The 19,862-nt window shown below is 41.8% G+C and carries 19 protein-coding genes, 1 pseudogene and 1 CRISPR repeat array; of the genes and pseudogenes, 12 read left to right on the top strand and 8 right to left on the bottom strand.

The genetic code is table 11. From position 1 onward, the window contains the following. Position 1 precedes the first annotated feature (1 nt). The 5 genes from NSTC745_RS07145 to NSTC745_RS07125 all read left to right on the top strand — a co-directional run bounded on the left by NSTC745_RS07145 (position 2) and on the right by NSTC745_RS07125 (position 3,833). Complete coding sequence (locus NSTC745_RS07145; RefSeq protein WP_445636528.1) at positions 2-1,579, top strand: TrbI/VirB10 family protein; 1,578 nt, start codon at positions 2-4, stop codon at positions 1,577-1,579. Between the two features lie 161 nt (positions 1,580-1,740). After that, entirely contained in the window at positions 1,741-2,319 is a 579-nt protein-coding gene (locus tag NSTC745_RS07140; RefSeq protein WP_445636527.1) for a hypothetical protein, read from the top strand. Positions 2,320-2,647: 328 nt separating this feature from the next. Next, on the top strand, positions 2,648-2,887 hold the full coding sequence (locus NSTC745_RS07135; protein ID WP_096535257.1) for a hypothetical protein: 240 nt from the start codon (positions 2,648-2,650) through the stop codon (positions 2,885-2,887). A 63-nt stretch (positions 2,888-2,950) separates the two neighbouring features. Further along, positions 2,951-3,208: a hypothetical protein gene (locus NSTC745_RS07130; RefSeq protein ID WP_445636526.1), complete on the top strand. Its 258-nt coding sequence runs from the start codon at positions 2,951-2,953 to the stop codon at positions 3,206-3,208. 154 nt (positions 3,209-3,362) lie between these two features. Then, positions 3,363-3,833: a hypothetical protein gene (locus tag NSTC745_RS07125; protein WP_445636525.1), complete on the top strand. Its 471-nt coding sequence runs from the start codon at positions 3,363-3,365 to the stop codon at positions 3,831-3,833. A gap of 251 nt (positions 3,834-4,084) precedes the next feature. Here NSTC745_RS07125 and map read toward each other — a convergent pair whose 3' ends face one another. From map to NSTC745_RS07105, 4 genes are all read right to left on the bottom strand, one after another. Then, positions 4,085-4,912, bottom strand: a complete 828-nt coding sequence (gene map, locus NSTC745_RS07120; protein ID WP_445636524.1) for a type I methionyl aminopeptidase — start codon at positions 4,910-4,912, stop codon at positions 4,085-4,087. Between the two features lie 106 nt (positions 4,913-5,018). After that, the gene (locus NSTC745_RS07115; protein ID WP_445636523.1) at positions 5,019-5,810 is read right to left on the bottom strand and encodes a TIGR01548 family HAD-type hydrolase; all 792 of its coding nucleotides are present in this window, start codon (positions 5,808-5,810) and stop codon (positions 5,019-5,021) included. A 47-nt stretch (positions 5,811-5,857) separates the two neighbouring features. Beyond that, positions 5,858-6,325 carry a DUF29 domain-containing protein gene (locus NSTC745_RS07110; RefSeq protein ID WP_445636522.1) on the bottom strand — a complete coding sequence of 156 codons (468 nt, stop codon included), beginning with the start codon at positions 6,323-6,325 and terminating at the stop codon, positions 5,858-5,860. Between the two features lie 52 nt (positions 6,326-6,377). After that, positions 6,378-6,845 (bottom strand): DUF29 domain-containing protein, encoded by a 468-nt coding sequence (locus tag NSTC745_RS07105; RefSeq protein WP_445636521.1) that lies wholly within the window; start codon positions 6,843-6,845, stop codon positions 6,378-6,380. 213 nt (positions 6,846-7,058) lie between these two features. Here NSTC745_RS07105 and NSTC745_RS07100 point away from each other — a divergent pair, with 213 nt between their 5' ends. Continuing rightward, positions 7,059-7,358, top strand: a complete 300-nt coding sequence (locus NSTC745_RS07100) for a 30S ribosomal protein PSRP-3 (RefSeq protein WP_045870192.1) — start codon at positions 7,059-7,061, stop codon at positions 7,356-7,358. 22 nt (positions 7,359-7,380) lie between these two features. Here NSTC745_RS07100 and NSTC745_RS07095 read toward each other — a convergent pair whose 3' ends face one another. Beyond that, entirely contained in the window at positions 7,381-9,150 is a 1,770-nt protein-coding gene (locus NSTC745_RS07095; RefSeq protein ID WP_445636520.1) for a protein kinase domain-containing protein, read from the bottom strand. 513 nt (positions 9,151-9,663) lie between these two features. Between NSTC745_RS07095 and infC the strand changes: the two genes are divergently transcribed. After that, positions 9,664-10,197, top strand: a complete 534-nt coding sequence (gene infC, locus NSTC745_RS07090) for a translation initiation factor IF-3 (RefSeq protein WP_099069477.1) — start codon at positions 9,664-9,666, stop codon at positions 10,195-10,197. 152 nt (positions 10,198-10,349) lie between these two features. Here the strand turns inward: infC and NSTC745_RS07085 are convergent, their stop codons facing one another. Continuing rightward, positions 10,350-10,640, bottom strand: coding sequence for a hypothetical protein (locus NSTC745_RS07085; protein ID WP_445636519.1), 291 nt, complete (start codon positions 10,638-10,640; stop codon positions 10,350-10,352). 47 nt (positions 10,641-10,687) lie between these two features. Between NSTC745_RS07085 and NSTC745_RS07080 the strand changes: the two genes are divergently transcribed. Both NSTC745_RS07080 and NSTC745_RS07075 read left to right on the top strand, forming a co-directional pair. Beyond that, complete coding sequence (locus tag NSTC745_RS07080; protein ID WP_445636518.1) at positions 10,688-13,696, top strand: MFS transporter; 3,009 nt, start codon at positions 10,688-10,690, stop codon at positions 13,694-13,696. 267 nt (positions 13,697-13,963) lie between these two features. After that, positions 13,964-15,451: direct repeats of the CRISPR family, unit length 37 nt; unit sequence ATTGCAATTAATCTAAATCCCTATTAGGGATTGAAAC. A 145-nt stretch (positions 15,452-15,596) separates the two neighbouring features. After that, entirely contained in the window at positions 15,597-16,280 is a 684-nt protein-coding gene (locus tag NSTC745_RS07075) for a potassium channel family protein (RefSeq protein ID WP_445636517.1), read from the top strand. A 21-nt stretch (positions 16,281-16,301) separates the two neighbouring features. Here NSTC745_RS07075 and NSTC745_RS07070 read toward each other — a convergent pair. Further along, positions 16,302-16,493 (bottom strand): annotated as a pseudogene (locus NSTC745_RS07070) (ABC transporter substrate-binding protein); the annotation flags it as partial. Positions 16,494-16,545: 52 nt separating this feature from the next. Between NSTC745_RS07070 and NSTC745_RS07065 the strand changes: the two are divergent. Both NSTC745_RS07065 and NSTC745_RS07060 read left to right on the top strand, forming a co-directional pair. After that, positions 16,546-17,304 (top strand): YebC/PmpR family DNA-binding transcriptional regulator, encoded by a 759-nt coding sequence (locus NSTC745_RS07065; protein WP_445636516.1) that lies wholly within the window; start codon positions 16,546-16,548, stop codon positions 17,302-17,304. A 104-nt stretch (positions 17,305-17,408) separates the two neighbouring features. Then, positions 17,409-17,585 carry a hypothetical protein gene (locus tag NSTC745_RS07060; protein ID WP_445636515.1) on the top strand — a complete coding sequence of 59 codons (177 nt, stop codon included), beginning with the start codon at positions 17,409-17,411 and terminating at the stop codon, positions 17,583-17,585. A gap of 330 nt (positions 17,586-17,915) precedes the next feature. Here NSTC745_RS07060 and NSTC745_RS07055 read toward each other — a convergent pair whose 3' ends face one another. Then, entirely contained in the window at positions 17,916-18,092 is a 177-nt protein-coding gene (locus tag NSTC745_RS07055) for a hypothetical protein (RefSeq protein ID WP_445636514.1), read from the bottom strand. A 473-nt stretch (positions 18,093-18,565) separates the two neighbouring features. Here NSTC745_RS07055 and NSTC745_RS07050 point away from each other — a divergent pair, with 473 nt between their 5' ends. Then, a complete protein-coding gene (locus NSTC745_RS07050; protein WP_445636513.1) occupies positions 18,566-19,825 on the top strand; it encodes an FAD-dependent hydroxylase in 1,260 nt (419 codons plus the stop codon). Positions 19,826-19,862: the final 37 nt, after the last annotated feature.

The raw sequence follows: 19,862 nt of genomic DNA, 5'->3' as shown, positions 1-19,862 counted from the left end.
CATGACTCAATATTCAATTCCGACAGAAACTCCTGCACCAAGTTTATTAACTTTAGATACCGACGATCGCCAACTACAAATAGAATATGACGATTGGGAATCACGGATGGCAAGGTTGGTTGGCTTTGAAGAATCTTCTAGCGACAACCAAACATCAGAAGACCCTGCAATATCCGAACCTGCATCCGAACCAGAAGAAGTTAAGACAGAGCAACCCCTCTCATCTAATCCCTTTGCCAAATTAGGTTTAGTAGGTGCTGCTACCTTAGCAGTAGTTTTGGTGGCTGGTGTGTTTTTGTCGCAATTGATGAGTGGTAGCAGTCAAAAGCCTAAAAATAATCTCGTCACTCCACAAGTGCGATCGCAACCAACAAACGAAACAACTTCTCAACAGCTACAAGGCGAAATCGAAACTCTCAAAACAAAATTAGCCCTAACCGAACAAGCACAGTCAGTAAAAGCCGCTCAAGAAAGGCTGAGAGCGCCAAAACCGATTTCTACAGTAGCCTTGGCAGAACCATCAGTTCCTTCCACAAGGAGACAACAAGTGATAACAACACCCCCACCAGCAGCTTACGTCCCTCAGCCCGTGACAATTGAGCGCATCGTCAGAGTACCTGCTCCTCAACCTTTACTAAGACCCCAACTACCAGTTCTCAGACCGACCACCACTCAACCCGTAGTCACCGTTACCCCACCACCCCCACCAAGTCCATTCGATGAGTGGACAAGGCTTGCAAAGATGGGTAGCTACGGCCAAGTAAATGTCACCGAACAACCTAATAACATTGCAACTGCTCCCCAACCCACAAACGAAATGCAGCCGCCTCAGCAGCCGCCTCAAGAGACACCAAACCCCAATCCTGGCGAACAACCCCCAGAACAGGGGCCTACTGAAGTTAGCCAAGCACAACCACAAGGACAGAATACCGTAGCGATCGGGACTAGTGCCAAAGCCGTATTGGCAACAGCGATATTTGGCGAAACAACCAGAGGCGGTAATAACGAAGAACCAACAGATAAAAACGTATTTGTAGTTCGATTGAAAGAACCGCTAAAAGCCGCCAATGGCCAGGTGGCTTTACCTGCAAACACCGAATTTTTGACTGAAATTCGTTCTATTTCCGAACAAGGTCTTGTGCAGATGAACATAACCAAAGTTATCTCACAAAATGATGGCAACCTCACAGAACGAAGCTTACCTAACAATACAATTATTATTCGCGGCAGCAAAGGCAGACCTTTAATAGGTAATAGATTTCCCGGACAAAGTTCGTCCGTAGCATCAATGGATTTAGGACTATTTGTTTTGGGAGGTATCGGGAAAGCCGCAGAGTTATTAAATCGCACCGACGGTCAAGTTGTCACCATCAATGGTGGAAGCACAGTTGTTAGCAACACTAACACCGGAGAAAATATCCCAGCAGGTATTGTAGAAGGTGGTTTGAACTCCGTAGTACCCCAAATTGCCCAACGCAATCAACAGGCGATCGCTCAAATGTCACAACAAACGAACGTTTGGTTTTTGCCAGCAGGCACAAATGTTGAAATATATGTCAACCAACAAACGCAATTTTAGAAAATAGTAATTATCCCAATTTTCAGCTTTCAAGGCACAGCAATTTATAATTTGGAATTAGGTAAGAATTTAATTATTTTTTACCCTATTTTCCAATAAATATGCTTGGGATAATCCTTTTTAGTTGCCTATTGTATCTACCAATATCTCCATTTACAACCATGAAAAATAATACAAAGTTACCAGGAAATATCCAATATAGTTCTTATTTCCTACCTATAGGTTCCTTAATTTTCTCGGTTACTATGTTGTTATTGATAGGTCGTGCCGTAGCTAATAATGCCGTTCTCCGCTCTATATTTTCCTGCCAAGGGCAAGGTTTAGGAGGATTAGTACCTACCATTGAAGTTTCCTATCAGCAAGGAACAAACTTAAGTTTTATTCCCGCTGGAGAAGTAATTAAAAAAGTTTGGTTAAACGATCCATCGCAAGTAACTATAGATTTTGATGGCCCAGTATGTATGCAGTTTGGTGAAAAACCAAACACTACTACCGGAGATTGTAAAAACTCAGCAGCAAACGTAATTCAACTCAGACGAATTCCCAAACTAAATATTCCTGGACTTCCTAAAACTAGCAATACACTTTTAACAGTTGTTACAGAAGGGCAAGGTAGAAACAAACTGTATACTTTTCGAGTGTTATATGGTGAAAATGCTCCAAGCTATCACACTCTAGCAATTTATCCCGATCCTCCTTCTGCTCGGCAACCCTCTTGTGCGATAGAGCCACAATCATAATTAACGTGAGTCTCCAACGGAGGCGCACGTTAATTATGTATTGAGAGTGTTGACGGTTGACTCAGGAGTTTAGGACTTACGCACTCAAGCTTGAAACCTGTGCGTAAGTCCTAGAGTTATTACAGCAGTTTGCAAATAGATGAGTACACAACTGGAGAATTAAATATAGAAATTCTTCTTTTCCCTCCTGCCTTCTACCCCCTGCCCGCCCCAATTAACCATCAACAATCAAGCTTTAACCAACATCTTTACAAATATTCAGATCGCAACCAGGCACAAATTACAATTTCGTGCAAATATAAAGAAAATATTAAAAAGTTACAAGCTCATGATCGCTCCCAAGATGATGCAACAGCTCTGGGCTGTAATCGAATCTACCCAGGTCAACACCCTGCTCCAGTTTGACGACGCGGCTTTAGTACAACTGCTCCTCCAGCAGTTAAAAGCTAAGCAAGGGCTTGATTCTCAAGTAGATAGTACGCTCAATACTTACATCAAATCTAAACTGCCTCTAATCCGCGATACGGCTGAAGGTCGATTATCCTTAGAACAAGGCGGCAATCATTAGGACGAGAAACTAAATGATTGTTCGCTGTCAAGAATACGCTCACAGTTCAAATAGTGCAACAGAATGAACCACTGGCTAATAATTGCCCTGGTAGCTTATCTAATTGGAGCGGCAATTGAAGGGGTGAGTACAGCCAGTCAGCTCTCTGATTCTGCGCCAGAACTAGTTAAAAGCATACAAACTCAGTCCTTTGAGTCTGACAATTCGCCTCATTTAAATTGGCGAGTTGTCGCTGTTATTGTCTCGGTAAGTATTTGTGGAGCTTTTTTCTGGCCTTGCCGCCTGTTTCACCGTTTTATTAAAGGGAAAATTCACTCATAACCAAATTTTGAGATTGTAAATTTTGTGTTAAGGGACTTCCAATTAAAAAAATAGCCAATGTAGGGTGTGTTAGCAACAGCCTAATGCACTGCCAGGTAAAGGAAGACACTGTTTTTCCGTTATTATCGAGTAATCGAGGAAACAGTAAGAACGTATGATTTATAACAGTATTGCTCAAATAACACTGGCAAGTGGATTAGCGATTAGTTTAATACTAGGTTTATCTTCTAACACTCCAACTACTGCCCAAGAAATATACATTAACGATCGCTGCAAACAAAATCAGCAATTAAATGAATTTGACAGGTTTACTATTTTCTATAAATCTGAATTTAAAACCAAAGGACAAACTTATTGGTTTTACTCAGGTAGATATCAAGATGGAAGCACTATTATTTGTATTTCACAACCAGGATTTAAACAAGCAAAACCTTTAGAATTAGAAAAAATACAGTCTGGTTACATCGATAAAATTGACAAAGATCCGCGTAACAAAACAGCCTTTCTCGTCACCGTCCGCGAAGGTAATGGTTCCTATGTTCCAGTATTCCAATATCGGCTGAATTTGTCCACACCTTCTAAACCGCTACTAACCAAACTTAAGTCTTGGAGATCGGGACAGTAGTGGCGATCGCCTCGTAATTTTTTGCTACTATCTAAACGGTTCAGTTAAGGATTTCTTTCTTCTCTTCGCGTCTACGTCAAAAAAGTTGACTTTGACAAAGAATTTTAGCCTTAACTGAACTGTATGAATCTATGCAAAGATTGTTTGAATTGGTATAAAATCTCCAGAAAACTTTACATAAAAAATCAAGAGGCAAATCGGCTTCTTTTGACGCTTCACCTCTTTTAATAACATTTAAGTTGAACTAGCAATTAAACTTTAGAACGGTCAGTTAAAATCTCATAACCAGTTTCCGTCACCAAAACTGTATGCTCAAACTGAGCCGATAAAGCATTATCTACAGTCACAGCTGTCCAACGGTCAGATAATGTCCGCGTATGTCTAGAACCTGCATTTACAATTGGCTCAATTGCCAGCGTCATTCCCGCACGAAGTTTCACATTTGGCAATTCGCGGGTACGGAAGTTAAACACTGAAGGTTCTTCATGCAAATTCCGACCAACACCGTGTCCAGTAAACTCTTCAACGATACTAAAGCCGTTAGCTTTCACGTGGTCTTCAATCGGCCCAGCCAGATCGAGCAAGTAGACGCCGGCTTTAACTTGTTCAATGCCCTTATATAAAGCTTCTTCTGCAACGCGAATTAGTTTAGCCGCTAGTGGGGTCACCTCTCCAACAGCGATCGTAATGCAAGAATCACCATGAAAGCCTTGGTAATAAGCGCCTGTATCTACTTTTAATACATCTCCCTGGCGGATTACTTTCTTGGGGCTAGGAATACCATGTACTACTTCATTATTAATACTGGAGCAAATAGAACCTGGAAACCCATGATATCCTTTAAAACTCGGTGTTGCACCCATTTCGCGGATGCGTTTTTCCGCATAAGCATCCAAGTCAGCCGTCGTCATTCCTGGCTTTACGAGTTCAGAAATTTCTTTGAGCACAGTTGCTACAATTGTCGCGGATTGCCGCATGATTTCTATTTCACGCGGGGATTTAATTTCAATTCCACGACGTTGTTTTTTTGCAGGTGCAGGCTGAGTTGGTTGAGAAAGTAAGTTACTGAAAATGTTCATGGGAAATTAATAATTACTGGCGCTTTATAGCTTAGGTGTCAATGCCTTTCTAGGTTAATTGAGAAATAATATCTATATCTAAATTAGCTTATTTTTAAGCACACACTCAGCTAATTAATTTGTGAATCTGGATTGGGGTCAATTCTTGCACATTAGACAAAACGATCGCAGCTCCAGCTCTTAGCAGCGTTTCAGTATATGCCTCACTCCGCGTCGGTGTTTCTTGCACATGAGGCGGTAGAACTCCTACACCAATCCAAGTGCGACTGGAATCTAAACTCCGTGCTTTCTCCACAGTATACATGTCTGCTACCGTATCACCCACATACACGATCGCCGATCGCTCAATTTCATTTTCTAATTCACGAACTGTAGCAAAAAGTCCAGTGGGGTCAGGTTTACCTGGCGCATCCTCCATCGCAATCAACACCGGAGATTGCAAACCCAAGCGTTTTTCTAAGACATAGTTAGCCGAAACACGAGTAGCGCCGCTGAAAAATCCCCAAGCAATCCCAGCTTGGGTAAGTTGCTCTAAGTAGCTAGGTTGTAATAATAACGGTTCGTCACAGATATACCCCGTCAAATTGTTGGGGTCTGGGCCTCGATAACGCGATTGGAAAAAAGCAACGATCGCATTGTAATCTAATTGCAATTCCTCGCGGCTCTGTCCACCAGCCGTAAGGTAGCGGTAAATTAATTCCTGGGATGCTTCCCAGTCGTTATTCCACACACCTTCTGATTTTAGTTGGTCAATATCTAAAGGTGTTGGACGATATGCAGCATTTGTAAAGTATTCTACGGTATCTGCGATCGCTCGGCGATAGGAACCACTCACATCACGCACAACACCATCAATATCGAAAATGACCGCTGCTTTTGGAGAAGTTTCTTGAGTCATGGAGTAGGAAGCAAAACAGTTTTACATCATCATATAGCTGACAATTACTACTCAGGTAAAAAATCGGCGTCGAGGACTTGCTCTGAAGTGAAGGGAGATTGTTCGGGGAAGGTAGCGATGGACAACCCAGTTTCAATCGCAGCCAGCCGTCTAGCAGCTTGATAGCTTTCCTCAAAAACGCGATCGAAGTGAGGTTTTAAACTCGGACTTTCGTGAAGTGCTTTTTCGATTCGCCTGCGGTGTTCCAAAATTGTATACTGCCAACTGGGCGATCGCCTTTGGGTTTGAATCTGATATTTGAGCAGATGCATCAGCAATACTTCCAGATTGCTTTCCAATGCTCGCCTTTCGCTTCTGCCCATTGTTTCAATTTCTTCAATTAAATTCTCTAAGTCCAGTTGTGTGAAATTCTTTTCCTTGAGCAGTTCTGCTGTGGTTTGAATCCACAAGTAAAAATCTTGCTCATATAAATCTGAACCAGATGTTATTTGAGGTTCGGGCAGTTGAGCAGTCATAAGCATCTGTAGTTAGCGCCGACTACACTTGATGTTAGCCCATTTTCAACTATTAATTTGGTAAAAAATCGGGGTCGAGGACTTGCTCTGGGGTAAAGGGAGATTGTTCGGGAAAAATAGCTACATCCAATTCAGTTTCATCAGCCGCCAACAGTCTAGCATCGTCATAACACTGGTTGAAAACATCATCAAAATAGGGTTTCAGACTAGGACTTTCTTCTAAAGCCTGTTTAAGACGTTTGCGATGTTCTCGAATTGTTGCCCGCCAACTACCAGAGCGCTTTTCGGCTTGATACTTATACTTTAATAGATGCATTAGCACTACTTCCAAATTGCTTCTGAGTGCTTTCTTTTCACTCCTACCCATTGTTTCGATTTCTTCGATTAAATTCTCTAAGTCCAGTTGTGTAAAATTCTTTTGCTTGAGCAGTTCTGCTGTGGTTTGAATCCACAAGTAAAAGTCTCGCTCGTACAAATCTGAACCAGATATTATTTGAGATTCGGGCAGTTGAGCAGTCATAAGCATCTGTAGTTAGCGCCGACTACACTTGATGTTAGCCCATTTTCAATCTTTAATTAGTCATTGGTCATTAGCATTAGTTCGTTTGTCGTCTTCCTATGCCCTATGCCCTATGCCCCATGCCCCACGTATTTGGTCATTGATAGGGTATTGCGTTAGAATAAGCGATCGCTATCCTAGTTAAGTAATGCCCGGAAATTCCCGGAGGTGTGATTGACCAAGTTTATTTTGAAAATTCTGTGGTTAGACGAAAACGTCGCTCTAGCTGTCGATCAAGTTGTCGGCAAAGGCACAAGTCCTTTGACCAAGTACTTTTTCTGGCCGAGAAATGATGCGTGGGAAGAGTTAAAGAAGGAACTCGAATCCAAACACTGGATTAGTGACCTCGATCGCGTCGAGTTGCTTAACAAAGCAACTGAAGTGATTAACTACTGGCAAGAAGAGGGCAGAAACCGCCCAATGGCAGAAGCTCAGTTGAAATTTCCGGAAGTTGCCTTCACCGGTAGCGCTTGATATTCCAAAATCAACTCTCGTGCTATTCTACAAGCTGCCAGAGTTTAATAGTCTTGTCCTTGCTGCCACTTGCAATCAGTTGTGTAACTTGGCTCACCGCAATGGCAGATATTGAGTCTGTATGGCCAGAAAGAGTCACAATCTCTTGGGCTGTACTTACTCTCCAGAGTTTAACTGTCTTGTCCCAACTTGCGCTAATCAGGGTTTTGGCATCGGCTGTGAAAGCCACACTTATTACAGACCAGGAATGGCCTGAAAGTGTAGTGATTAGCTGACCAGTGTTCGCTTCCCACAATTTAATAGTTTTATCATCGCTACCCGTCGCCAGAATTTTTCCATCGGGACTAAAAGCGACTGTCAAAACTGCCCATGCATGACCCGAAAGGATATTTAATAAGGTATAGCATGGGCAGTTTTTAAATTCTTTTGGGGAACTTATCTGCCACAGGCGAATTGTTCTGTCATAACTCGCGCTGGCTATAATTTGTCCTTGGGGACTAAAGGCTACCGAATTGACCTGTAATTGATGTCCATTTAAGGTACAAATTTCAGCCCCAGTATTTACATTCCAGAGTTTGACTGTTTTATCCCAGCTACCACTAGCAAGAATCTCGCCGTCTGGACTGAAAGCAACTGATTTTACAGCGTGAGAGTGTCCCAATAAAGTGGTGATTTCTTTTAATGTATTGATGTCCCATAATTTGATAGTTTTATCGTCGCTAGCAGTTGCCAAAATTTTGCCATCAGGACTAAAAGCAACTGATTTTACCGCTTGCGAATGCCCCGATAAGCTAGCTAAAACTTTTTTACTATTTAAATCCCACAATTTGATGTTTTTATCATCAGAAGTACCGGCTAAAATCTTACTTTCAGGGCAGAATGCAAGACTATTCACACTACTCAAGATAGTAGAATTTTCAACCAAAGTAGATGAGCAGCGCCACAAAGGATTTGGTAATTTCAAAAGTTGGGGTTTACATTCAATACCCATTGCTTGCATGACTTCATCAGCTGATTGAAAACGGCGATCGACAAGATTTTGTAGTAATCGATCGAGGACTTTTGCTAAAGATAAATGTTTTGTTTTTTGTTGCCAGATATCGCCTTTAGTAGTTAAATAATCTCGCCAAACCCAGCAATTATTCGCAACATCAAATAAATCAAAGGGAGAAACTTGGGTAAGTAGATAAATGCAAGTGACGCCGAGACTATAAAGATCGCTAGCAAAAACAGCTTTTCCTGCCGTTTGCTCTGGTGCAGCATATTCTGGACTACCGATATTGTTTTGGGTTGTTAGGCAATCAAGTTCTGTGACAATTTTGGCAGCACTAAAATCAACTATGACTAGATTTGCTTCACCTTTAGAGTCAGAGGAGGTTCTAAAGATTATATTTTCGGGTTTAATATCGCGGTGGATCATGTGGCGATCGCTAATAAACTGCAAAACTGGTAACAAATCCTCTAAAATTTGCCAAACCTGAGTTTCATTAAAAGCCCCTTCCTCTTCAACCACCTGAGCAAGATTTCTACCTGGAATAAACTCCTGCACTAAATAAAAGTGCTGTTGTTGCTGAAAATAAGCCAATAAAGCCGGAATCTGAGGATGCTTTCCTAATTCTTCTAGCTGCTGCGCCTTTTGCTCAAAAGTTTTAGATGTTTCGCCCTCTGCTGATAATTTTTGAATCACACAAGGAGTTGGAGGAAACTCACCTTCATCTACAGCCAAAAAGGTTTTGCAGAATCCCCCTTTACCAATTCGCTTAATTAAACGATAACGTCCTTCTAAAAGCAAAATTTTCCTGCCAGTTACGGCGCGGGCAAACCTTACCCACCCTACAAAAACATCTCTATACTGTGCCCCTACTGCTGCATCTGGGCCGTTGTACCTTCTTAAATATAGCTATTTTATTTTTCTAAGTAAATTTAACAACATTTTTAATAATAATTGTTACTAATCTTACTAAATGTAAGGCAATATGTTACATTATCATTTGCTAGATGCTTTGTATTTGTAATCTTGCTATTGTGGACATTATCTGGTCAATCTGAGGTTTTAAAGTATTGACAAATAATTTTCACAATACTTAATATTTAGCAATATTGTGTAATTTAGATTAACTATTGCACAGAAATTCTCTCACAATGAGTAGAATGACAAATACAGCGACGCAACTATTTCATGAATTAGTTACCCTAGAACTGTAAGACTCATGTTTTCAGTCCTGACTTATTTCAGTATTTTGCCTCAGAGGCATACCAGTCAAAACCACACCAAATCCTTCATTCAGAGCTCCCACAAATCATAATGCCTGTGATTGAGAAAAAAAGAACTCGCGATCTGCCCCAAATTAACGAACGAATTCGCTTCCCGAAAATTCGGGTCATTGACACTGATGGCGGCCAGTTAGGAATTATGCCCCCTCAAGAAGCACTACAACTAGCAGAGGAGAAAGAACTAGATTTAGTGCTACTGAGTGACAAAGCTGACCCGCCAGTTTGTCGGATTATGGACTACGGGAAATACAAGTTTGAGCAGGAAAAAAAGGCGCGGGAAGCCCGTAAAAAACAGCACACGGCTGATGTCAAAGAAGTTAAGATGCGCTACAAAATAGAAGAACACGACTATAACGTCCGTGTCAAGCAAGCAGAGCGCTTTTTAAAAGATGGTGATAAAGTCAAAGCTACTGTGATGTTTCGGGGTCGTGAAATTCAACACAGTGACCTCGCAGAAGATTTGCTCAAACGCATGGCAACGGACTTAGAGCCGTTTGGTGAAGTTCAGCAAGCGCCTAAGAAAGAAGGGCGAAATATGATGATGCTCCTCTCACCCAAAAAATAATCTTCTAACTTTTTAATAGATAAGGAAAGAAAATCCCCTGGCTTCTCGCCAAGGGATTTTTTCATTTTGGGGGATGGGGCATGGGAAAGAGGCTGTGCGATTCATATCTTGCAGATATTTTTGTCAATAGTATCAGGTTGTATAAATTTATCTCAAATCGATAGTCCTGAAGCTTGAGTGGGAAAGATAATACTCAGTTGCTCAGGGCTTTTGTAATGTCTGGGCGATGAGAATGAGGCAGGTAACAAAGCAGGGGGAGCAGAGGAGCAGAGGGGTAGGGGAGACAAGGAAGTGTGGGGAGTGTGGGAAGAGAGGGGGGAAAGATTTCTTCTCCATCCTCCCACACCTCCCACACCTCCCACACCTCCCACACCTCCCACACCTCCCACACCTCCCCGCTTGCCCCATGCCCCATGCCCCATGCCCCATGCCCCATGCCCCATGCCCCATGCCCCATACCCCATCCCCAATGCCCATTACGTAAAACTGCATGGAACTGAAAAATCACTGGTTGGCTGTAAATAGAGTTGCTTTACCACGATTGCTACAGTGGGTAAATCTCCGGCCAGAGGAGAGCGAACGCACTCAGATGATGTTCGTATTTTATACTATTGTATCTGTAGGATTGCGGTGGGCGGAGGATAGTACAGTAGCGCTGTTTTTGGGTGAATATGAGACTAATCTACTACCTTGGATGTATATTGCCAGTGCTGTAATGAGTACAGGGCTGGTTTTTTTATATTCTTGGCTGCAAAAGGTTTTTCCTTTACGTCAGGTGATTGTGGCGATCGCACCTTGCATGGTGACGCCATTAGTTTTATTAGTTTTATTACGTTGGGGCAGCGGTGTTTCCTACCTGGCAGTGATTTCGGTATTTCTGCTGCGGCTGTGGGTAGACGCGCTTTATGTGCTTAACGACCTCAACACGTCGATTGTTGCCAATCAAATATTTAACATTCGAGAGATTAAGCGCACTTACCCCCTAGTCAGTAGCGGTCTATTGGTAGCAGATGTCATCAGTGGTTTTAGTTTGCCTTGGTTGGTGCAGTACGCCAGACTGAATAAGGTGATCCTCATCGCCTGTGTGGTGATTTTATTCGGATCGGCAATTTTATTTTATTTAACTCATCAGTATCGAGCAGCTTTTCCCGAAACTCCACAAATTGCAATTGTTGGGGAACAAGCTTCACGACAGCGTTTTCTCAAAAGTCCTTTGAAGCGCTATGTTTGGCATTTATTTGCCTTTGTCGGTCTGTTGCAGGTGATTGGGTTGTTAGTGGATTTTCAGTATTTGCGCGAACTCCAATCGAGTTTGAGCGATCGCGAAATCGCCAGCTTTTTGGGTTTATTTGGTGGGATGTTGGGTTTGTGTGAGTTGTTAATCCAGTGGTTTGTTTCTAGCCGACTGATCGAACGCATGGGAGTATTTTTCACTGCCACACTTTTACCGATTGCTGTAGGCTTTTTACTACCAGGAGTGTTGATATTTTTGCATTTAATTCCAGGGATGCAATCGCAAAGCTTTTTCTGGGGTTTAGTAATTGTCAAATTCTGCGATGAACTTTTACGCTACACCTTTGTGATGAGTAGCGGCCCCATACTTTATCAACCGATTCCTGAAGCAATTCGCAGCCAGATGCAAACCTTATCTGGCGGAACTGCGGAAGCGATCGCCACAGGGTTAACTGGATTGGTAATTTTTGTCACTTTATTAATTTCCGGGCATTTTGTACCCGAACCGCTACAAAAATGGGTGTTAGTCGCAGAAACAATGCTGATAGCTGGCACTTGTTTAAAAGTAGTTTGCCAATTGCGATCGCGTTATGTTGACTTGTTAGTTTTAAGTGTGGCACGGGGTCAACTGAGTGCAACGAATGTCGGTCTAAAATTCTTTAAGCAGGGCGTAGTCAAAGCATTGGCTGAAAAAGGCAACGAGGCAGATAAACACTCTTGCATTGAACTTTTAGCCCAAATTGATTCCCAAGGTGCTGCGGAAGTTTTAGCACCTTTATTAGTCAAGTTAACCCCAGATTTGCAGTGTAAAAGTTTGGAAGTGATGCTGATGGGGGGTGCAAATCCCGCCTATGTACCCGCTATCCGTCCTTTGTTAGAACAACCCCAAGAAACTAACCCCGAAGTCTTTGCCTTGGCGCTGCGCTACATTTGGCTAGCTGAACCAAATCCCAATTTAAGCCTCCTAGAAGAATACCTAAACTCCCGACATAACTCACTTATCCGCGCCACCGCTGCTGCTTTAGTCTTGCGCCAAGGAACCCCCATCCAAAAGGTAGCAGCAACCAAAACCATGCGCCGGATGCTGACTCATAAGCAAGAACGCGAACGGATAAATGGAGTCAAAGCCCTTAGAGAAGCTGTTTATTTACAAGCGTTACGAATTCACATTCCGAATTTGTTACAAGATGAATCATTAAGAGTGCGCTGTGCAGTGTTGGAAATGATTGCAGCAACGCATTTAGAAGAGTACTATTCAGCCCTGATTGCCGCACTTTACTACAAATCAACCCGTAGCACAGCAATGTTATCCCTAACGCGACTGGAAAACGAAGCCCTAGAAATGTTGTTGCAGTTGGCTAGGGATATTTACAAACCAGAAGTAGTGCGAATGTACGCTTGGCGTACCATTGCTCAAATTGGTACCCAAGAAGCAATGGAGGTTTTATGGGAAAACTTAGAAACCTGTTGGGGTACTACTAGAGATCATATTCTTCACAGCTTACTCAAAATACACAAACAACCAGGAGTTACAGGTTTAGGCGATCGCTTTTATGAAAGTCGGGTAGAAAAATTAATCGAACAGGAATTACGATTTTTAGGTGAGATTTACGCTGCTTATATAGACTTTCAAAAAATAGACAAACAAGAAGATTATCAATCCAGTGAGAGGATTTTCATTGTCTGTGAATTATTGCAACGCTCCCTCAGAGAATTAGAATTAGATGTCAGAGAACGGTTGTTACTGCTACTGAGACTGCTTTACTCGCCAGAAAAGATGCAAGCAGCAGCGTTTAATTTACGATCGCTCTCAGTGGTAAACTTAGCGCGGGGGTTAGAAATCTTAGAACACACCGTAACTTTGCCTTCCAAGTCTCTATTGTTGAATATTTTAGATAAGCGAACAGAGCCAGAAAAATTACAACATTTGGTAGAAGCAAAGATTGTGGAATATGAAAGTATGTTAGTTAGCGATCGCCTCCACAGATTGCTGCTGTTGGGTAATTTGCTTTCTGACTGGTGTCTAGCTTGCTGTTTTCATCTTGCTCAAGTTGCTCGTATCCGACTCACAAGTTCTGAGATTTTAGCCAGTTTACGCCATCCAACTGGCTTTGTTCGAGAAGCGGCGATCGCATACTTGAATATGGTTTCACAGCGCGTCCTCTTCCAAATCCTGCCTCAATTACAAAACGATCCACACCCTCTAGTAGCCGCCCAAGTTAAGGAATTGCTCGAAAAATACCAATTCAAAAATTACAATAAATAGTGGCAAGTTTACGTCTAATTAGATTAATCTCTTTGCTGAATGCGCGGATGGGTAGGTGTTTACGAGCAGCTAACTACAAAAATGGCTCAATTGCCCTCTATGTAAGATTTTGACGCCAATAGAATCTCTCAAGCATCCGCGCACCTTATTTGGCCAAGCTTTCAGCGATTTGCATCTAGTGAAATTACAAATTTTTGTGTTATGATTACGCCATCCGCGCAACAGAACCTTGAAAACCAAATATTACAGTACTTTTAGACGCCCGCGATTGCAATTAATCTAAATCCCTATTAGGGATTGAAACCGGTGTCGAGCGCTATAGGCAAGCGTTTCAGATTGCAATTAATCTAAATCCCTATTAGGGATTGAAACCTGGTGAAACCCAAAAGCGCCTGATTGCACGGACGAATTGCAATTAATCTAAATCCCTATTAGGGATTGAAACTACCCTCATAGGTCAAGCCTACACCTCCTGGCGTTGCAATTGCAATTAATCTAAATCCCTATTAGGGATTGAAACGTCGTTACCAGCACTTTTTACCTTGCGCCGTACACGTCAAAATTGCAATTAATCTAAATCCCTATTAGGGATTGAAACAAGTGGAAATGAACAGAGGTGGACAAAAGATTACACGATTGCAATTAATCTAAATCCCTATTAGGGATTGAAACGTAATAAGATGTTATAGTATTTGCGTCTACTATTGCAATTAATCTAAATCCCTATTAGGGATTGAAACGCCGGGGAAGAAAGCCTAAGCGATGTGCAATTGCAATTGCAATTAATCTAAATCCCTATTAGGGATTGAAACTCCAAAAAAGTTTGGGGCGACGCAATTTTTTATATTGCAATTAATCTAAATCCCTATTAGGGATTGAAACAGGATTCCAGCAATGGCAGCAGAAAAAGCAAGCACATTGCAATTAATCTAAATCCCTATTAGGGATTGAAACACCCCAGATGCTACCACCCCAAGACGGTATGCTATTGCAATTAATCTAAATCCCTATTAGGGATTGAAACATTCATGATAGGTATCCCCAAACTCTCTACTTTATTGCAATTAATCTAAATCCCTATTAGGGATTGAAACAAGAAATCATCGAGAAAGTATTTTAAAATATCTACAATTGCAATTAATCTAAATCCCTATTAGGGATTGAAACATCCCTGGGATGCCCTGCCTACCTGGTATACCCGGTTCACCAATTGCAATTAATCTAAATCCCTATTAGGGATTGAAACGTACGCCACAGCTACGGCGGCGCTGGCAGCGGGATTGCAATTAATCTAAATCCCTATTAGGGATTGAAACTCGCCCTTTTAACTGGTTTAAGACTGTGACATTGCAATTAATCTAAATCCCTATTAGGGATTGAAACTCGACTGGAAAGACAACCGATTATTTTACTCGATAGCATTGCAATTAATCTAAATCCCTATTAGGGATTGAAACGTATACAAGTTTATGAATAGCATCTCCAAAGGTGGCAGGGGTAATTGCAATTAATCTAAATCCCTATTAGGGATTGAAACTAAGTGCTTGCGACCATTTTGATTCTGCTTCAAAATTGCAATTAATCTAAATCCCTATTAGGGATTGAAACCCAAGTGAAATTAGGCATTCGCCGCCCTGTTTCCCATATTGCAATTAATCTAAATCCCTATTAGGGATTGAAACGGATTAGTAAACAGCAGTGGGAACCTTTAGCACAATATTGCAATTAACTAAAATCCCTATTAGGGATTGAAACATTGAGCTTGCTGAATTTATGGCATGGCTTAGAAATTGCAATTAATCAAAATCCCTATTCCTATTAAAGATTGAAAACCTCTCACACCTTCATTCTTTGTTAGCTTAGATAGGAAAGTAAAACTCAAACAGCATTAGGGATATTCATGTACGTATTAATTGGTGGAGCAGGTTTAGTGGGGCTAAGTTTAGCGCAGAAGCTGGTAGAGTTGGGGCATACTGTTGCGGTTATCGATATCGATCCTACCGCTTGTCGCTATGCCCGCGAACAAGTTGGGGCAATGGCTTTTGAAGGAAGTGCTGTGAGTACAGAAGTGTTGTTAGAAGCTGGGATTCGCAAAGCCAGTTCTTTGGCTGCTGTCCTACGCAGCGATGCCTTAAACTTGGCAATGGTAACTCTTGCTAAACATTATGGCGTTCCTCATATTTTAAGTCGGATGCGCCACCCGGATTTTGCTCAACCCCTCCGTCTGGCTGGAGCGAACCATATTATCAGTACTGTTGAACTATCGGTTTCAACAATGGTAAATGCCATCGAGTATCCGCAAGTAGAATCGATGATGCATTTTGAGCAGGGACAGATTGAGGTGCTAAAACTTTCTATTCCAAATAATTGCTATGTTGTTGGTCGTAGCGTTGCTGAAATTGCTCAGGATTCAAAGTTTCCCACTGGTTCGCTAATTATTGGCTATCAACCTCATCCCCACGAAAATTTGATGATTCCTAATGGTAGTACAGTACTGGAACCTGATTCAACTGTGCTGATTGTAACTAAACCAGGATCTCTACACCAAGTTATCGATTTTATCGAAGGCTGTAATAATTCGTAATTACCCCAGTTTTAGGTTTGATTATTTAAAAATCAAATCTAGACACTGCTGGGTTTGTTGGAGTGGTTTTGTTGGTGAAGATTTACCCAACAATACAGATTCAATTGCCCGCCCTAAGCTGTCAAAAATTCCATTATAACCAGGAAAAATCGGACGCGATCGCCCATATTTTGCTTACTCCAAAAATACTTTCATTTGGGGAATTTTCTTCACAAGCGTATTAGATATATTCTAATCTTTGGTAGAGTTTTGATAATTTAAGGTTATGGCAGGACATAGTAAATGGGCAAATATTAAGCGCCAGAAGGCGGTAGTAGATGCAAAAAAGGGAAAAACCTTCACTCAGTTGTCTAGGGCGATTATTCTTGCAGCTAGAAGTGGCGTACCAGATCCGGCGCTGAATTTTCAACTTCGCACAGCGATCGACAAGGCAAAAGCAGCAAGTATTCCTAATGATAATATTGAACGGGCGATCGCTAAAGGTGCAGGCACCTTTGGTACAGACAGTGCCAATTTTGAAGCGATTCGCTACGAAGGTTACGGCCCCGGCGGTGTAGCAATTTTGATTGAAGCGCTGACAGATAATCGCAATCGCACAGCCGCCGATTTGCGTGCAGCTTTTAGTAAAAATGGCGGTAATCTGGGTGAAACAGGTTGTGTTAGCTGGATGTTTGACCAAAAAGGCGTTTGTGTCGTCCAGGGTGTAGTTAACGAAGAACAGCTTTTAGAAGCATCCTTGGAAGGTGGCGCCGAGTCTTATGAAATGACTGAAGATGAGATGTCTGAGGTATTTACTGAAATCGGAAATTTAGAAACCCTTAGTCAGACACTCAAGGATAAAGGCTTTAAGGTGACTGATGCTGAATTGCGCTGGGTTCCTAGTAATAGTGTAGAAGTTACCGACCCCGAACAGGCGCGATCGCTTTTCAAATTAATTGACACTCTAGAAGGCTTAGATGATGTCCAAAATGTCACGGCTAACTTTGAAGTAACAGAAGAGTTGATGAATCTCAGCATTTATTAATAAAAATCTCTCCCAAGAGACATGAAAGATTCACATCAATTACAACGTAATGACATACACCTATTGGATAGTTGTACTGTTCAACAATTGATGAGGAATTGCAAATGAATAACTTCGCTAAAGCTTTCGTTTTGGCTTTAATATTTGCTGCCCCTGTAGCTATTTCTGCACCTGCTGTTCAAGCTGTAACTATTCACTCTACTAAGATAAAAACTGCCAAAGTTCATCAAAAACACTACAAACACCACAAGCATCACCTAGTTCACAAAGCTCATAAATAATTACTATTAGCTACAAAAATTTGTAGTAAATTTGTAATCAAGTTTAGTCTCCGTTTTACACCAAAACCATTGCATTATTGAACCCGCTGTAATTTCTCATAATCAGCGGGTATTTCTAATTAATATTATAGTAGTTCAAGACTGACAGCGCAGCGTTAGCGAGTCCGCGAGCGTCTGAATAACCAGCGTTTTTCCACCACCACCAAATTTCAAGAAAGGTGGTGCAACAATTCAGTCGCAAGGGTGAATCCCCGACTGATAGAGCAGCAATTCGCCAAGTCCGCGAGCGTTTTAATTCTGAATTCTGAATTCTGAGTTCTGAATTCTTCTTCAAGATTTATTAGGATTTGTATCGCCACCAATAATTGCTTGGAACACATTCCCCGCTAAAGATAAAAATGCTGCAACTAACAAGATAAACATTAAGCTAGCAAGGCCAGCAAAGGGAGAAATAATAAATAACAGTAACAATCCAAACATTAAAATACTTAGTAGTGTCTTATTCATTTTTTTGACCTTTAATAGTTGTTTGTCTCAAGCTAACAATTAACTCATCAATTGGTATATATCTAACTGAAGGAATTAGTCTAATTCTCTAGTAGCATTTTGAAGCTAATTCTCAAGGAATTAAGCTAAAACACTATATTTAGTGTGGTATTAGATCCCTCAACCCCCGATAAATTGGGGGCAAAAAATTCTAGTTCCCTTTTTAAGGGGGGTTAAGAGGGATCGAAAATCCAGGTAGTAAATTGAAAAATTTTGAAATGCTTATTAGACTCGGCTTTCATTTTAAACTGACACCAATGAAAGCCCTTACACTCAGTCTCAATAGACAGCCTTTGTGCCTAAGTCGTGGACTAGCAGAACCCCGAACAAACAGACTTTTAAGCCTATTGCCTGCCATACTGTTCCTCTGCTCTTGCTCAAAAAGCCGCGATCGCGTCAAAATAAGAGTTAAGATGCTGTAATTTATCTTCACAATGGCGCTAGCAGAGCTTAATCAAACTTTTTACTCTCCCCAAACACCATCAGACAAGCGGGGATACGAATATGATTTGGTAATTGTAGGCGGTGGAATTGTTGGGTTAACTCTCGCCTCCGCCTTAAAAGATTCTGGCTTGAGTGTGCTGCTGATTGAGGCAAAAGTGGCATCAGCAGCAGTAGCTAAGGGTCAAGCCTATGCAGTTCACATGCTTTCGTCCCTGATTTACCAAGGAATTGGAGTTTGGGACAAAATGTTGCCCCAAATCGCCAAATATTGTCGGGTTCGTCTTTCTGATGCCGATTATCCCGGTGTGGTGGAATTTGTCACGGACGATATAGGTACGCCAGAGTTGGGTTATGTGGCGGAACACCAAGCAATATTGGAACCTTTACAGGAGTTTGTTCGAGATTGTACAAATGTGACTTATCTGTGTCCGGCTGAGGTGGTAAACACGCAGTACCAACAGGACGCTGTAGCCATAGATATTAAAGTTGCTGGCGAACTCCGAACTATCAAGAGTAAATTACTCGTAGCCGCAGATGGATCGCGATCGCCTATTCGCCAAGCTGCTGGTATTACAACCTCTGGCTGGAAATATTGGCAGTCTTGCATCGTTGCATTTGTCAAACCAGAGAAACCCCACAATAACACTGCTTACGAAAGATTTTGGTCTAGCGGCCCGTTTGCGATTTTACCTTTACCAGGGAACCGCTGCCGAATTGTGTGGACAGCCCCCCACGAAGAAGCAAAAGCTTTGTGTGCGTTAGATGACGAGCAATTTTTAAGAGAATTAAGCCGTCGCTATGGCAATCAGATGGGTAAATTGGAATTACTGGGCGATCGCTTCGTTTTTCAGGTACAACTCATGCAAAGCGATCGCTATGTTCTACCGCGACTAGCATTAATTGGTGACGCTGCACACAACTGTCATCCCGTCGGCGGACAAGGTTTAAATTTGGGTATTCGGGATGCAGCAGCTTTGGCGCAAGTAATCCAAGCAGCGCACAAAGCAGGTAAAGATATTGGGGAGATTCAAATTCTCAAACGTTATGAACGCTGGCGCAAGTTGGAAAACCTGACGATTTTGGGTTTCACCGATTTGTTAGATCGGATGTTTTCTAATAATTTCTTGCCTGTGGTGTTAGTTCGTCGCTTAGGTTTATGGTTATTGCAGCGAGTACCGATGTTAAAGGTGTTTATGCTGAAGTTGATGATCGGTTTAAAAGGACGGACTCCAGAATTGGCAAAACGCTAGTTTAGTAGTTACTTTTAGCTGTCTAGGACTACCGTAT

This window comes from Nostoc sp. DSM 114161 (genome assembly GCF_052692665.1).
Note: the sequence above shows the minus strand (reverse complement) of the source record. Positions and strands in the feature narration are given on the sequence as shown.

What these genes read in the sequence shown, in the direction of transcription:
- NSTC745_RS07145 (WP_445636528.1), top strand. Translation starts at nt 2, where the DNA reads ATGACTCAATATTCAATTCCGACAGAAACTCCTGCACCAAGTTTATTA.
- NSTC745_RS07140 (WP_445636527.1), top strand. Translation starts at nt 1,741, where the DNA reads ATGAAAAATAATACAAAGTTACCAGGAAATATCCAATATAGTTCTTAT.
- NSTC745_RS07135 (WP_096535257.1), top strand. Translation starts at nt 2,648, where the DNA reads ATGATCGCTCCCAAGATGATGCAACAGCTCTGGGCTGTAATCGAATCT.
- NSTC745_RS07130 (WP_445636526.1), top strand. Translation starts at nt 2,951, where the DNA reads ATGAACCACTGGCTAATAATTGCCCTGGTAGCTTATCTAATTGGAGCG.
- NSTC745_RS07125 (WP_445636525.1), top strand. Translation starts at nt 3,363, where the DNA reads ATGATTTATAACAGTATTGCTCAAATAACACTGGCAAGTGGATTAGCG.
- map (WP_445636524.1), bottom strand. Translation starts at nt 4,912, where the DNA reads ATGAACATTTTCAGTAACTTACTTTCTCAACCAACTCAGCCTGCACCT.
- NSTC745_RS07115 (WP_445636523.1), bottom strand. Translation starts at nt 5,810, where the DNA reads ATGACTCAAGAAACTTCTCCAAAAGCAGCGGTCATTTTCGATATTGAT.
- NSTC745_RS07110 (WP_445636522.1), bottom strand. Translation starts at nt 6,325, where the DNA reads ATGACTGCTCAACTGCCCGAACCTCAAATAACATCTGGTTCAGATTTA.
- NSTC745_RS07105 (WP_445636521.1), bottom strand. Translation starts at nt 6,845, where the DNA reads ATGACTGCTCAACTGCCCGAATCTCAAATAATATCTGGTTCAGATTTG.
- infC (WP_099069477.1), top strand. Translation starts at nt 9,664, where the DNA reads ATGCCTGTGATTGAGAAAAAAAGAACTCGCGATCTGCCCCAAATTAAC.
- NSTC745_RS07085 (WP_445636519.1), bottom strand. Translation starts at nt 10,640, where the DNA reads ATGGGGCATGGGGCATGGGGCATGGGGCATGGGGCATGGGGCAAGCGG.
- NSTC745_RS07080 (WP_445636518.1), top strand. Translation starts at nt 10,688, where the DNA reads ATGGAACTGAAAAATCACTGGTTGGCTGTAAATAGAGTTGCTTTACCA.
- NSTC745_RS07075 (WP_445636517.1), top strand. Translation starts at nt 15,597, where the DNA reads ATGTACGTATTAATTGGTGGAGCAGGTTTAGTGGGGCTAAGTTTAGCG.
- NSTC745_RS07065 (WP_445636516.1), top strand. Translation starts at nt 16,546, where the DNA reads ATGGCAGGACATAGTAAATGGGCAAATATTAAGCGCCAGAAGGCGGTA.
- NSTC745_RS07060 (WP_445636515.1), top strand. Translation starts at nt 17,409, where the DNA reads ATGAATAACTTCGCTAAAGCTTTCGTTTTGGCTTTAATATTTGCTGCC.
- NSTC745_RS07055 (WP_445636514.1), bottom strand. Translation starts at nt 18,092, where the DNA reads ATGAATAAGACACTACTAAGTATTTTAATGTTTGGATTGTTACTGTTA.
- NSTC745_RS07050 (WP_445636513.1), top strand. Translation starts at nt 18,566, where the DNA reads ATGGCGCTAGCAGAGCTTAATCAAACTTTTTACTCTCCCCAAACACCA.